Here is a 12,938-nt window from a genome sequence, read left to right on the forward strand (position 1 = left end):
GCGTCCGCCGTCCTGGGTCAGACAGGTCGCCCAGGCGCCGGCTGATAAGCTCGGCGCGACCCGAACGACGAATGGATCAGATGCCGGACGACAGCGTGAACACCCTCCCAGGTGTGTCCTACGTGATGCCCGTCCTCAACGAGGCGACCCACGTCCGGGCGGCGGTCGACAGCCTGCTGGCGCAGGACTACGCCGGTCCGTTCGAGGTCACCATCGCCCTCGGGCCGAGCATCGACGGCACCACGGAGCTGGTCGCGGAGCTCGCCTCCGTCGACTCCCGGATCCGGGTCGTCGACAACGAGGTTGGCTCGACCCCGGCCGGCCTGAACCTGGCGATCCGCTCCTCGCAGTACCCGGTCGTCATCCGTGTCGACGCGCACAGCGTCCTGCCTCCGGACTACGCCCGCGTCGCGGTGGAGGCCATCCAGGAGACCGGCGCCGACAACGTCGGCGGCCTCATGGACGCCCAGGGCACGACGGCGTTCGAGCGCGCGGTCGCCCGCGCGTACGGCAGCCGGATCGGGCTCGGCGGCACCAAACTGCACGTCGGCGGCGCGGCCGGCCCCGCCGAGACGGTGTACCTCGGCGTGTTCCGCCGTGACCGGCTCCTGGAGGTCGGCCTCTTCGACGAGGAGATCAAGCGCGGCCAGGACTGGGAGCTCAACCGGCGCATCCGGCAGGCGGGAGGCACGGTCTGGTTCACGCCGCGCCTGCGCGTGGTCTACCGGCCGCGCCCCAACCTGTACCGGCTCGCCCGGCAGTTCTTCTCGACCGGCATCTGGCGCGGCGAGCTCGCGCGCCGCTTCCCGGCCTCCAACGGCGTGCGCTACTTCGCCCCGCCGGTGATGGTGCTCGGCGTCGCGCTCGGCGTGCTGCTCGGCCTCGGCGGCGTGCTGCAGGCGCTGCTCGGCGCTGCCCCGTGGCTGCTCTGGGCGTTCGCGGTCCCCGTGGTCTACCTGATCATCGTGGTGGCGTCCGCGTTCGTCTGGGGACGCCGCGACGGCTTTTCGTCGTTCCTCTGGTTTCTCGTAGTCTTGCCGTGCATCCATTTCAGCTGGGGCATCGGGTTCATCCTCGGATACCTGTCGCTCACGCGGAACATCACGGCACACACCGGAAGGTAGGCATGACTGCAGCGGGACCGGCGGCGCACGGAGCGCGGCCAACGTCGATCGCCGAGCTCAAGGCGGTGGCGCAGCCTCCGGAGGTGCGCGGGCGTCGCAACGCCGAGCACTGGACGGCGTCGCTGTATCTGCGCAACCTGTCGCCGTACCTCACCTGGTTCCTGCTCAAGACCTCCATCTCGGCCAACGGCGTGACCGGGCTGATGATCCTGACCGGCTGGGCGACCGCGGCCAGCCTCCTCATCCCGGGGATCGGCGGCGCCGCGCTGGCGCTCGTCCTCGGCCAGCTGCAGATGCTGGTGGACTGCTGCGACGGCGAAGTGGCGCGCTGGCGCAAGACGTCGTCCCCGGCCGGGATGTTCCTCGACAACGTCGGCCACTACACGACCGAGACGCTGATCGCGATCGCGCTCGGCGTCCGCGCTGCCGGCTTTCCGTTCGAGGCGCCGCAGGACTTCCTCTGGACGAACCTCGGCACGCTGCTCGCCCTCATCATCGTGCTCAACAAGGCGCTCAACGACATGGTGCGCGTCGCGCGGGCCAGCGCCGGTCTGCCGAAGCTGGCCGACACGGAGGCCGCCTACGCGCCGACGCACGGCGTCGTCGCCACGCTGCGCAAGGCCGCCAAGTTCATCCCGTTCCACCGGATGTACCACTCGGTGGAGCTGACCATCCTGATCTTCGTCTTCTCGATCGTCGGGCTGTTCATCGGCTCGCCGCTCGCCGACCGCGTCCTGCTGTCGATCCTGGTCCCACTGGCGCTGCTGGCGGCGATCGGGCACTTCGTGGCGATCATGTCCTCCAAGCGGGTCCGTGGCTGACCCCACGGTCGGCGTCGTCGTGCTCACGCAGGGCACGCGGCCGGACGACCTGCTGCGCGGCGTGCGGTCCGTCCTCGCCCAGGAGGGCGTGACCACCGACATCGTCGTGGTCGGCAACGGCTGGGACCCGGCGACGTCGGACCCGCCGCTGCCGCCCGGGGTCGCGACGCTGGCGCTGCCGGAGAACCTCGGCATCCCGGCCGGGCGCAACCGGGGCGTTCCGCGGGTGGCGGGGGAGTACCTGCTGTTCCTCGACGACGACGCCGACATCCCGTCGCCCGGCTTCCTGAGCGACGCGGTCGGGCTGCTGCAGAGCGACACCGGCATCGGGATGATCCAGCCCCGGCTGCGGGCGCGCGACGGCAAGCCGTCGCCGCGCCGGTGGATCCCTCGGATCCGCAAGGGCGACCCGGAGCAGTCGTCCGCCGTGTTCTCGGTGCTGGAGGCCGTGATCGTGCTCCCGCGCGACGTGTTCGAGCGCGCGGGCGGCTGGGCCGACCCGTTCTTCTACGCCCACGAGGGCATCGAGCTCTCCTGGCGGGTCTGGGACCAGGGCAAGCGCGTCTGGTATGCGGGCGACCTGGTCGCCGAGCATCCGGCCGTCTCGCCCACCCGCCACTCGTATTACTACCGGCTGAACGCGCGCAACCGCGTGTGGCTGGCCCGCCGCAACCTGCCCGCGGTGCTGGTCCCGCTCTATGTCGGCTCGTGGACGGGCATCCAGCTCCTGCGCTGGTTCCGGAAGCCTGACGTCCTGCGCGCGTGGTTCGGTGGCTGGCGCGAGGGCTGGAGCGCCGACCCGGGCGAGCGCCGTCCCATCCGCTGGCGCACGGTGCTGCGGATGACCGCCGCGGGGCGCCCGCCGATCGTCTAACGTTCGGGCGGTGTGCCGGCGGCCTCGATGGCGGCCTGATCCTCCGTGGTCCCCAGCGCCGCAGCGTCCTCGTCCTTCGTGCCGCGTCGCAGCGCACGCGCCGGGATGGCGCCGCGCAGCACCGACCCCGCCTGCACCACGCGGCGTCCGGTGCTCGCGCCGAAGCGCCGCACGGCCCCAGGCCCTTCCGCGGGCGTCAGCGCCGCCGGGATGACGAGCGGCGCCGCCCCGAAGGCCAGCCGGGAGTTCGTCACGACGCGCCGGCCCAGGATGTGGTTGCCGGTGCCGCCGACGACCGCGCCGATGCCGAACGGGATCGCCCTGGCGACGATCGACACCCCGCCGCGCACGGCGAACTGCCGGATGAAGACGTTCCGCAGCCGGTCCACGAGCGGCCCGACGACCATCGATGGAAGCGTGGTCGTGACGAGCTCGCCCCAGTACGCCGTGCGGGTCACCCCGGAGCCGGCCACCTGTCCGGCGAGCTGGCGCACCAGGTCGGAGCCCTCGCGGCCGAGCATCATGGTGAGGACGAGGGCGCGCGCACGCGCCGGATCCTCCACCGCGATGCCGTGCAGCTCGCTGAGGGACTGCGCGTACAGCGCGGTGGCCTCCAGGAACGCGGCGGTCTCCAGCCCGGAGAGCGCCAGCGTCACGCCCGTGCCGATCGCGGGGATGACCGCTGTGGCGCCGACGGCCGCGCCACCGGTGGTGACCGCAGCAAGATACCGCCGTTCGAGGATGGCGGCGAGCTCGCCGGCCGTCGCATCCGGGAATCGCCGCCGCAGGCCGCGCAGGTGCGCGAGGACCACAGGGCGCTGGATGCCGAGGAACCGGTCGAGGGTGTTGTCGACGGCGCGCGGGGTGTCGCCACCGCGGGGCGGACCGCCGGTCGGGGAGACGATGGGCTCGGGTCGCTTGGTCATCCTTACCGAGTGTATGCCTCCACGCCGATGCGACCAGGCCGGCGGCGCGATCGACCCCTCAGAGTCGCCTGTCGCGCTCCTGCAGGAACTCGTCCGCGCTCAGGACGTCGAACTCGGCTGGCAGGTCGTCCCGCGACAGTCCTTCGGTCAGGAGTGCGATCTCGGTGCCGAGGACGCTGGCGATTCGCAGCATGGTCACGAGGCTGGGGTTGGCGAGGCCGCGTTCGATCTTGCCGTAGTTGGTGACGTGCATCTGGGCGAGCTCGGCGATGCTCTCCTGGCTGAGTCCGAGGGCGATGCGTGCGCGACGTACCTTGGCTCCGAAGTGGATCGCGGCAGCAGACGTCGTTTGTTTCATGCTTCATGCCTATCCGGTTGCGGATTCTCGATCCAGAGCGCTCGCCACCCCGTCATTCGTGCCTGAGGCCAGGAGGGCGGAAAATGCATGCGTGCAGCCGAGCCGCGGAGTCGGACGCTCAGCGTCGTCTGGTGCGCTCCCGGACGAACTCGTCCGCCGACAGAACGTCGAAGTCGGCTGGCAGGTCGTCCCTCGTCAGTCCTTCGGTGAGGGGCGCGATGTCCGTGCCGAGGACGCTCGCGATCCGCAGTATGGTCACGAGGCTGGGGTTGGCGAGGCCGCGTTCGATCTTGCCGTAGTTGGTGACGTGCATCTGGGCGAGTTCGGCGATGCTCTCCTGGCTGAGTCCGAGGGCGAGGCGAGCCTGACGGACCTTCGCTCCGAAGCGGATTGCGGCACGAGACGTCGTTTGTTTCATGCTTCATGCCTATCGCGTCGCGGATTCTCTCTCCAGAGTGCTCGCCACCCCGTCATTGGTGCCTGAGGCGAGGAGTTCGGAAAATGCATGCCCGCAGCCGAGGCCGGCCGCGCACACGGCGCGGCCGGCCCCGGCTCAGAAGCTGATCTGCCAGAGGTACTCGTGGCCGTCGGGCGGGAACCAGCGCACGATGAGCAGCGTGTCGCGGGCGGGGTCGTCGCTGCCGCTGAGGCTGGCGCGCACGGCCTCACCGGGGCGGATGGACGACGGCGAGCTCACCCGCACGGACGAGCTGCCCGCGATGCTCACGGTGACGCCGCGAAGCTCGTCGTCGCTGGTGTTGACGAGGCGGAAATGGGGCGCGCCGCTGCGATCGACGGTCCAGGGGACGCGATAGGCGTAGCGCTTGTCGCGGAGCGGGGCGAGTGGGTTGCGAAGGGTCCGAACGTGTCTCATGCGCACCAAGGTAACGACCCCCTCCGACGCCCCAACGTCGAAATCGGGCCTACAGACCTCTTCTGGGGACAACTCGCGCGAATTCTTTTTCGTGGAGGACATTCAGCCCGGTCAGAAACCTGCCACGACCAGGAGTTTTCTACGCCCCGTAATCCTGGTTGTAGAGGTCGAGCACGTCGTCGATCGGCCCGTCCAGGACGAGGCGGCCCTTGTCGAGGTAGAGCCCGCGGGCGCAGAACCGGCGCAGGTCCTTCTCGTTGTGCGAGACGAAGAAGAGGGTGCGGCCGCTGGCGAGGAGCTCCTCGATCTTCGCGTAGCACTTCTCCCTGAAGCCCCGGTCGCCGACCGCGAGCACCTCGTCCACCAGCAGGACGGGTTCCTCGAGCTGCGCGATCACCGCGAAGGCGATCCGGACCTTCATACCACTGGAGAGGTGCTTGTAGGGGGTGTCCACGAAGTCGCCGATCTCGGCGAAGTCGATGATCTCCTCGAACCTGGCATCGATCTGGCCCTTGGTCATCCCGTGCAGCCCGGCCGTGAGGTAGACGTTGTCACGCACGGTGAGGTCGTCCACGAACCCGCCGGTGATCTCGATCAGGGGAGCGACGCCCTCCGTGACCTTGACCGTGCCCTCGTCGGGCAGCAGCACGCCGGCGACGAGCTTCAGCAGGGTCGACTTGCCCTGGCCGTTGCGGCCGACCACGCCGATCGCCTCACCGGGCGCGACACGGAACGACACGTTCCGCAGCGGCCAGAAGTCGTCAGGGCGGCCGCGGCGCTTGCGCCCGCCGAACAGGTCCTTGAACGAGCGACGGGCTCCGCGGTTGCGCTTGAAGCGCACGCCCAGGCCGGTGACGTCGATGACGGCTGACACCTAGATCTCCTTCAGGACGTCGCGCTCGAAGCGCTTGAACACGAGCCAGCCGACCCCGAGCAGAATCAGCGACATCAGCGCGGCCACGATGACCAGGTACCAGTCCAGCTCCTCCGGGAAGAACGCCGACCGGTAGAGGCTGAAGATGCCGGTGAGCGGGTTGAACGCCGACCAGAAGTGCAGAGAGAACAGCGTCTCGGTCTGGGTCCCTGGGTGCGCGGCGACGTACGCGGCGCAGTGCTTGGCGGCCACGCCGGGGCCGCAGCCGCCCGGGAGGTCGCGGGCGCTGTAGATGATCGGCGACGCGTAGAAGAGGAACCGCAGCGCCAGTTTCACGGCGCGCTCCAGGTCGCGGAAGAACACCACGAGCGGCGCGACGATCAGGCCGACGCCCACCGAGAGGATGACCTGGATGAGGATGGCCAGCGGGAAGAGCAGGATGTCGACGTTCACGCGGGCGCCGGTCACGATCGCGAAGATCGCGAGCACGGGCAGCGAGAGCAGGAACTCGATCCCCTTGGCGGTGACGATGCGGTTCACCCAGATCGTGCGGGGGATCATCGTCGAGCGGATCAGCTTCGCCTCGCGGAGGAACGCCCGGGTGTTGTCGGACACCGCGCCGTTGAACCACATCCACGGAAGAAGCGCCGCGAGCAGGAAGACGATGTAGGGGTTCTCACCGACGTTGCGGTGGAAGATCACCGTGAAGACGAACCAGTAGATACCGCTCATGACGAGCGGATCGAGGATCGACCACAGGTAACCCAGCGCGCTGGTCGAGTAGCGCACGCGCAGGTCGCGCACCGTCAGCAGCCACAGCGAGTGGCGGTACCGGGCGGAGCGCGTCCGCTGCGCTGGGCGCAGATCGGCGGAGGTAGTGGTCACGGGAACCTATCGTATTGATCGCAGGCTGCGTGTTCGCATCACGCGGCCCTTCGACTATACGAAAAGATTCGCGCGCTCCAGGTCCTCCTGGAAGTCCACCTCGACGGCGTACAGGTCGGAGATGTCGACCGGCTCGGCCAGCAGGCGGTCCTGCTCGATCGCGAGCTCGATGCCGCGCTCGAAGTAGTCCTGGTCGGCGACGCGCTGGAGCTGGCGCAGCAGGGCGGCCTTGTCCTTGCCCGAGATGTAGTTGATGCCGACGGCCTCGCCCAGCCCGCCCTTGACGGTCTTGGACAGCTCGCGGATGTAGCCCTCCGGGCCGGTGGTGTACTTGACCTCCTCGTCGGCGACCGACGAGGTGTTGACGGTCACGAAGGTCTGGTCGCGGGACACCATCGCCGCGCCGCGGACGAGGACGGCCGGGTCGAACACGACATCGCCGTTCATCCAGAGCACGCCGCCGGGGCCGGAGGCCTGGAGGGCGCGCATGAGGCTCTTGGAGGTGTTGGTCTGGTCGTACTGCTCGTTGTAGACGAACTCGGCGTCGGGGAACGCCTCGATGATGTGCTCGAGCTTGTAGCCGACGACGATTGTCACCGTGACGTCCTTGCCGAAAGCCGCGTGGATGTTGTCGAACTGCTGCTGCATGATGGTGCGGCCGTCGTTCAGCTCCGTCAGCGGCTTCGGGAGGCTGCGGCCGAGCCGGCTGCCCATTCCGGCCGCGAGGATCACTACCTGGGTCGTCACAATCTTCTCCTTGAATCCGCGCGAACCCCGTGTGGGTGTGATGCTGCGGGGCTTCGGCGCCCGCCACTCCCGGGATGTCACCGGGAGTCCATTCACGCTTTACGTGTTTCGACACGCCTTCATGCCTGCACCAGAATACCGGGGGCCCTCATCCGGGGGCAGGGGTTGACGTCGGTCGTTGCGCGGTCGTTATGTTCCTCACAGGACTTTCCTAGGCAGTCTGAGAAGCCTGAGGCCGTGACTGCGAGGTAACCCGTCGGGGGGTACGCAAGCGGTTCTGTCTTGGTACGGTTGCGTGGTGAGTTTCGAGCGCGCGCGACCCGGCAGCAGCACCGATCCGGAGTCCGGCGCGCCCGAAACTCGGGGGGACGACGAGGGGGAGCGGATGTCCGAGATCGCGCAGTCCGAGCCGGAGCAGGCGGCGCCGGCGGCGCGCCAAGCGGCCAAGCGCACACAGCCGAAGACGGCCGCGGCCGCTGCGGGGTCGAGCACGCGCACGCCGACGCCGCGCAAGCGCACCACCGCCGCGAAGACGACGCAGAAGCCGCGCACGGTGAAGGCCGTCGTCGAGACGGTCCCTGCCGTTCCTGCGCCCGCCGAGCCGGCTGAGCCGGTGCGTCCGGCGCCGGTCGTCGACACGCGGCCGAGCGTCCTCACTGTGCACGGGCTCAGCAAGCGCTACGGCTCGATCGTCGCCGTGGACGGCGTCTCGCTGGACGTGCGCGAGGGCTCGTTCTACGGCATCGTCGGACCGAACGGCGCAGGGAAGACCACGACGCTGTCGATGATCACCGGACTGCTGCGTCCCGACGAGGGCCGCGTCGTGGTGCACGGCGTCGACGCCTGGACCGAGCCGGTGCGGGCCAAGCACGTCATCGGGGTCCTCCCCGACAAGCTGCGCCTGTTCGACCGCCTCACCGGCGCGCAGTTCCTGCACTACGCCGGCACGCTGCGCGGACTCTCCGCCAAGACGGTCCACGCGCGCACCGCCGACCTCGCGAACGCCTTCGGCATCGCCGACGCCCTCGACCGGCTGGTCGCCGACTACTCGGCGGGCATGACCAAGAAGATCGCCCTCGCGGCCGCCATGATCCACTCGCCGCGCCTGCTGGTGCTCGACGAGCCCTTCGAGTCCGTCGACCCGGTCTCCGCCGCGAACGTCGTGGACATCCTGCAGCGCTACACCTCGGCGGGCGGCACGGTCGTGCTCTCCAGCCACGGCATGGACATGATCGAGCGGGTCTGCGACAGCGTCGCCATCATCGTCCGCGGCCAGGTGCTCGCGGCCGGGACCATCGACGAGGTGCGCGGAGAGCAGACCCTGGAGGAACGGTTCGTCGACCTGGCCGGCGGACGCAAGGCGGCGGAGGGCATGGAGTGGTTGCACAGCTTCTCGGACTGAGGCTCAGGCTCCTGGGCAACTCCTTCCGGCGCAGCCCGTGGCAGGTGTTCGGCCTGGTGCTTGCGCTGGCGTACGGCATCGTGACGATCGTGCTGGTGTTCGGCGCCCTGGTGGCGGCGCGCCTCGCGCCGGACGTCGCCGACGTGCACGGCGTGCTCGTCGTCGTCGGCTCGATCGTCGTCGCCGGCTTCCTCCTGCTTCCGCTGCTGTTCGGAGTGGACGACGCGCTCGACCCGCGCAAGTTCGCGCTGTTCGGGATCCCTGACCGGGAGCTCGCCCGCGGGCTGGCCCTCGCCGCGCTGGTCGGCGTGCCCGCCCTCGTGCTGTTCGTCTGCTCGCTGGGCACGGTCATCACCTGGTCCCGGGACCCCGGCGCGGCCGTGCTCGCCGTGCTCTCGGCGCTGATCGCCGTGCCCACCTGCGTCCTCGCGTCGCGGGTCTCGACGGCGTTCGCGTCGCTCCTGGTCCCGCCGCGCCGGTCGAAGGAGGCAGGAGGCGTCGTGGCGATCCTCGCCCTCGTGCTGCTCGCCCCCGTGCTGATCCTGCTGCTCACCGTCGACTGGGGCCGCGACGGCCTCGGCACCCTGAACGGGTTCGCCGGGTGGCTGCAGTGGACCCCGCTCGGCGCGGTCTGGAGCATGCCGGGCGCTGCGGCCGAGGGCGACGGGGGAGCGGCGTTCGTGCAGTTCCTGATCGCCGTGGCGACCGTCGGCGTGCTCTGGCTGGTCTGGCGCACCCTCGTCGCGCTGGTGCTCGTCGCGCCGGAGCGGGAAGAGCATGTGCGCGACCACCACGGCCTCGGCTGGTTCGCCCGGCTCCCCGGCGGCCCGACGGCGGCCATCGCCGCGCGGTCGATGACGTACTGGGGGAGGGACGCGCGCTACTGGGTGGCCCTGGTGGTGGTTCCGGTCATCCCGGTGTTCGTGGTCGCGGCGCTCGCGGCCGGCGGCCTCCCGATCCACTTCGCCTCGCTGGTGCCGCTGCCGCTGGTCTGCCTGTTCCTCGGCTGGACCATCCACAACGACGTCGCGTTCGACAGCACAGCGGTCTGGCTGCACCTGGTGTCGGGCACCCGCGGCATCTCGGACCGGCTCGGGAGGATGTTCCCGCCGGTGCTCATCGGCATCCCGGTCATCGTGGTGGGCTCGATCGTGACCGCGGCGGTGTACGGCGACTGGGCCGTGCTGCCCGCGGTCGCCGCGCTGTGCGGGTCCATCCTGGTGATCGGCCTCGGCCTGTCGAGCGCGTTCTCCGCGCTGTTCCCGTACCCGGCGACCAAGCCGGGCGACAGCGCGTTCATGCAGCCGCAGAACTCCGGAGCGTCGGCCGCGCTCGCGCAGGCGTTCAGCTTCTTCGCGATCGTCATCCTGGCGTCGCCCGCGGTCATCTTCCTGGCGCTCGGCCTGACGGTCAGCCCGTTCTGGCTCGGCATCTCGCCCATCGCGTCGGTGCTGGTCGGCTTCGCCGCGCTCGGCGGCGGCCTGTGGGCGGGCGCGCGGGCGTTCGACAAGCGCGGCCCCGAGCTGATGGCGTTCGCCAACCGCAACGACTGAGCGACGTGCCTAGACTGGGAGGATGAACGACGCCAGCATCCTCGAACCCGGCGGCGAGCCGGGCGGCGGTGGCACCTCCACCCTGGAGCGGCCCGATGTCCGGGAGACCCCGCAGGTCTCCGAGCCGGGCGACCACGAGCGCTTCTCGCACTACGTGAAGAAGGAGCAGATCCTCGAGTCCGCGATGACCGGCAAACCCGTCAAGGCGCTCTGCGGCAAGATGTGGACCCCGGGCCGCGACCCGGACAAGTTCCCGGTGTGCCCCACCTGCAAGGAGATCTACGAGAAGATGCGGGACGAGTGAAGCTGGACGAGTAGGGCGCTCAGCCGAAGATCGTCGGCAGCACCGGGTCGCCCCGGCCCAGCCGGAACGCCTCGTCCGGCAGCTCCCGCATCGCGCTCGCGCGGTGCTCGCGCGCCCGCGTCGTGCCCTCCGGGCCGAGGTGCTCGCGGTGGAGCTCGCCGTCCGTGACCAGCGGCACGAGCAGGTCGCGGCCGGTGTCGTCGGGGACGTCGCCTGCCTCCACGATGTGCACGACCTCCGCGACCGCGTGCCCCGACGCGTCGAGCCGGCGCACCGGGTGCTTGCGGCCGGGGATGCTCGGTTTGCCGTCGGACTTCTTGGCCACCGGCACCCACGCGCCGTCGTCGCCGCGGTGCGCGACGAGCTTGTAGACCATCCCGGAGGCCGGTGAGCCCGAGCCGGTGACGACCGCCGTCCCGACGCCGTAGGAGTCGACGGGCGACGACGACAGCGCCGCGATGGTGAACTCGTCGAGGTCGTTCGTCACCGTGATCCGCGTGCGGGTCGCGCCGAGCCGGTCGAGCTGGTCGCGCACCCGGCGGACGAGCTTCGGGAGGTCGCCCGAGTCGAGGCGGACGGCGCCCAGCTCCGGTCCGGCGACCCGGACGGCGGTCTCGATCGCGCGCTCCACGTCGAAGGTGTCGACCAGCAGCGTGGTGCCGGGTCCGAGAGCCGCGACCTGGGCGCGGAAGGCGTCCTCCTCGCTGTCGTGCAGCAGGGTGAACGCGTGCGCCGCCGTGCCCATCGTCGGCACGCCCCAGGTGCGGCCGGCCTCCAGGTTGGAGGTCGCCCCGAAGCCCGCGATGTACGCGGCCCTGGCAGCCGCGACGGCGCTGCGCTCGTTGGCGCGGCGCGAGCCCATCTCGGCGAGCGGCCGGCCGGCGGCGGCGGTGACCATCCTGGCGGCGGCGGAGGCGACGGCGGAGTCGTAGTTGAAGACGCTGAGGATGAGCGTCTCCAGGATGACCCCCTCGGCGAAGGGCGCGTCCACGATCAGGAACGGCGACCCCGGGAAGTAGACCTCGCCCTCCCGGTACCCGCGGATGGTGCCGGAGAACCGGAAGTCTGCAAGCCAGTCGAGCGTCTCCTGGCGCACGACGTCGTTGTCGCGCAGGTACTCGAGCTCGGCGTCGCCGAAGCGGAAGCGCTCGATCAGCTCCAGCAGCCGCCCGGTGCCGGCGATGACGCCGTAGCGGCGGCCGGTGGGCAGACGGCGGGTGAACGCCTCGAACACGCTCTCGCGATCGTGCGTGCCCCTGAGCAGCGCGGCGTCGAGCATCGTGAGCTCGTAGCGGTCGGTCAGGAGCGCGGAGGACTCGGTCACGGCTCCACCTTAGCCACGGCGCGGACGGGTAGGCTGGACTGCTGTGACGGATGCGCCGATTGGGATCTTCGACTCGGGGGTCGGCGGGCTCACCGTCGCCCGGGCCATCCGCGACCAGCTCCCGAACGAGTCGCTGCTCTACGTCGGCGACACCGCGCACTCGCCGTACGGGCCGAAGTCGATCGCGGACGTGCGCCGCTACTCCCTGGAGGTCCTCGACTTCCTGGTCGACCAGGGCGTCAAGCTGATCGTGATCGCGTGCAACACCGCATCGTCGGCGATGCTGCGCGACGCCCGCGAGCGCTACTCCGTGCCGGTGATCGAGGTCATCCAGCCGGCCGTGCGCCGCGCCGTGTCCGCGACCAGGACGGGCCGCGTCGGCGTCATCGGCACGGCGGGCACGATCTCCTCCCGCGCCTACGAGGACGCCTTCGCCGCCGCGCCGTCGCTGCAGCTCTTCACCCAGGCCTGCCCGCGCTTCGTCGAGTTCGTGGAGGCCGGGATCACCAGCGGCGAGGAGGTGCTGCGCGTCACAGCCGAGTACCTCCAGCCGCTGCGCGAGGCCGACGTGGACACGCTGGTGCTCGGCTGCACGCACTACCCGTTCCTCAAAGGCGCGATCTCCTACGTCATGGGCGAGGGCGTCTCCCTCGTCTCCAGCGACACCGAGACCGCCAAGGACGTCTACCGCACGCTCGTCAGCGGCGGCCTGGAGCGCACGGAGACCACGCCGCCCAGCATCCGCTACGAGGCGACCGGCCTCGACACCGACTACTTCCTGCGCCTCGCGCACAGGTTCGTCGGCCCGGAGATCTTCCGGGTCGATCTGGTGCAGACCGGCGTGATCGACCTCCCGCTCTGACCCCGAACGC

General features: G+C 70.3%; 15 protein-coding genes. 7 read left to right on the forward strand and 8 right to left on the reverse strand.

The window, feature by feature from the left end; genetic code table 11:
• Nucleotides 1-80 precede the first annotated feature (80 nt).
• From ACFQ9V_RS09290 to ACFQ9V_RS09300, 3 genes are read left to right on the forward strand one after another with little or no spacing between them, the layout of a single operon-like run.
• The gene (locus ACFQ9V_RS09290) at nucleotides 81-1,124 is read left to right on the forward strand and encodes a glycosyltransferase family 2 protein (RefSeq protein ID WP_382458883.1); all 1,044 of its coding nucleotides are present in this window, start codon (nucleotides 81-83) and stop codon (nucleotides 1,122-1,124) included.
• A 2-nt stretch (nucleotides 1,125-1,126) separates the two neighbouring features.
• A complete protein-coding gene (locus ACFQ9V_RS09295) occupies nucleotides 1,127-1,945 on the forward strand; it encodes a CDP-alcohol phosphatidyltransferase family protein (RefSeq protein ID WP_382458884.1) in 819 nt (272 codons plus the stop codon).
• Nucleotides 1,938-2,819 (forward strand): glycosyltransferase family 2 protein, encoded by an 882-nt coding sequence (locus ACFQ9V_RS09300; RefSeq protein WP_382458885.1) that lies wholly within the window; start codon nucleotides 1,938-1,940, stop codon nucleotides 2,817-2,819. The genes ACFQ9V_RS09295 and ACFQ9V_RS09300 overlap by 8 nt, the downstream gene beginning before the upstream one ends.
• On the opposite strand, the gene ACFQ9V_RS09305 is transcribed toward ACFQ9V_RS09300, so the two are convergent.
• The 7 genes from ACFQ9V_RS09305 to ACFQ9V_RS09335 form a co-directional block, all read right to left on the reverse strand.
• On the reverse strand, nucleotides 2,816-3,745 hold the full coding sequence (locus ACFQ9V_RS09305) for a hypothetical protein (RefSeq protein ID WP_382458886.1): 930 nt from the start codon (nucleotides 3,743-3,745) through the stop codon (nucleotides 2,816-2,818). The genes ACFQ9V_RS09300 and ACFQ9V_RS09305 overlap by 4 nt on opposite strands.
• 58 nt (nucleotides 3,746-3,803) lie before the next feature.
• The gene (locus tag ACFQ9V_RS09310) at nucleotides 3,804-4,103 is read right to left on the reverse strand and encodes a helix-turn-helix domain-containing protein (protein WP_382458887.1); all 300 of its coding nucleotides are present in this window, start codon (nucleotides 4,101-4,103) and stop codon (nucleotides 3,804-3,806) included.
• A 118-nt stretch (nucleotides 4,104-4,221) separates the two neighbouring features.
• Entirely contained in the window at nucleotides 4,222-4,521 is a 300-nt protein-coding gene (locus tag ACFQ9V_RS09315) for a helix-turn-helix domain-containing protein (RefSeq protein WP_382458888.1), read from the reverse strand.
• Nucleotides 4,522-4,656: 135 nt separating this feature from the next.
• Complete coding sequence (locus tag ACFQ9V_RS09320; RefSeq protein WP_382458889.1) at nucleotides 4,657-4,977, reverse strand: hypothetical protein; 321 nt, start codon at nucleotides 4,975-4,977, stop codon at nucleotides 4,657-4,659.
• Nucleotides 4,978-5,116: 139 nt separating this feature from the next.
• On the reverse strand, nucleotides 5,117-5,851 hold the full coding sequence (locus tag ACFQ9V_RS09325; protein WP_382458890.1) for an ABC transporter ATP-binding protein: 735 nt from the start codon (nucleotides 5,849-5,851) through the stop codon (nucleotides 5,117-5,119).
• The gene (locus ACFQ9V_RS09330) at nucleotides 5,852-6,736 is read right to left on the reverse strand and encodes an ABC transporter permease (RefSeq protein ID WP_382458891.1); all 885 of its coding nucleotides are present in this window, start codon (nucleotides 6,734-6,736) and stop codon (nucleotides 5,852-5,854) included.
• A 54-nt stretch (nucleotides 6,737-6,790) separates the two neighbouring features.
• Entirely contained in the window at nucleotides 6,791-7,483 is a 693-nt protein-coding gene (locus ACFQ9V_RS09335; RefSeq protein WP_382458892.1) for an NTP transferase domain-containing protein, read from the reverse strand.
• A 385-nt stretch (nucleotides 7,484-7,868) separates the two neighbouring features.
• Here ACFQ9V_RS09335 and ACFQ9V_RS09340 point away from each other — a divergent pair, with 385 nt between their 5' ends.
• From ACFQ9V_RS09340 to ACFQ9V_RS09350, 3 genes are read left to right on the forward strand one after another with little or no spacing between them, the layout of a single operon-like run.
• On the forward strand, nucleotides 7,869-8,885 hold the full coding sequence (locus tag ACFQ9V_RS09340) for an ABC transporter ATP-binding protein (protein WP_382458893.1): 1,017 nt from the start codon (nucleotides 7,869-7,871) through the stop codon (nucleotides 8,883-8,885).
• Entirely contained in the window at nucleotides 8,861-10,438 is a 1,578-nt protein-coding gene (locus tag ACFQ9V_RS09345) for a hypothetical protein (RefSeq protein WP_382458894.1), read from the forward strand. Before ACFQ9V_RS09340 ends, ACFQ9V_RS09345 begins: the two co-directional genes overlap by 25 nt.
• 22 nt (nucleotides 10,439-10,460) lie before the next feature.
• Entirely contained in the window at nucleotides 10,461-10,742 is a 282-nt protein-coding gene (locus tag ACFQ9V_RS09350; RefSeq protein WP_382458895.1) for a DUF3039 domain-containing protein, read from the forward strand.
• 19 nt (nucleotides 10,743-10,761) lie between these two features.
• Here the strand turns inward: ACFQ9V_RS09350 and ACFQ9V_RS09355 are convergent, their stop codons facing one another.
• Complete coding sequence (locus ACFQ9V_RS09355) at nucleotides 10,762-12,066, reverse strand: nicotinate phosphoribosyltransferase (RefSeq protein WP_382458896.1); 1,305 nt, start codon at nucleotides 12,064-12,066, stop codon at nucleotides 10,762-10,764.
• Nucleotides 12,067-12,109: 43 nt separating this feature from the next.
• Between ACFQ9V_RS09355 and murI the strand changes: the two genes are divergently transcribed.
• On the forward strand, nucleotides 12,110-12,928 hold the full coding sequence (gene murI, locus ACFQ9V_RS09360; protein WP_382458897.1) for a glutamate racemase: 819 nt from the start codon (nucleotides 12,110-12,112) through the stop codon (nucleotides 12,926-12,928).
• The last annotated feature ends 10 nt before the right edge of the window (nucleotides 12,929-12,938 follow it).

Source organism: Leifsonia sp. NPDC056665, assembly GCF_042791795.1.
GTDB lineage: Bacteria > Actinomycetota > Actinomycetes > Actinomycetales > Microbacteriaceae > Leifsonia.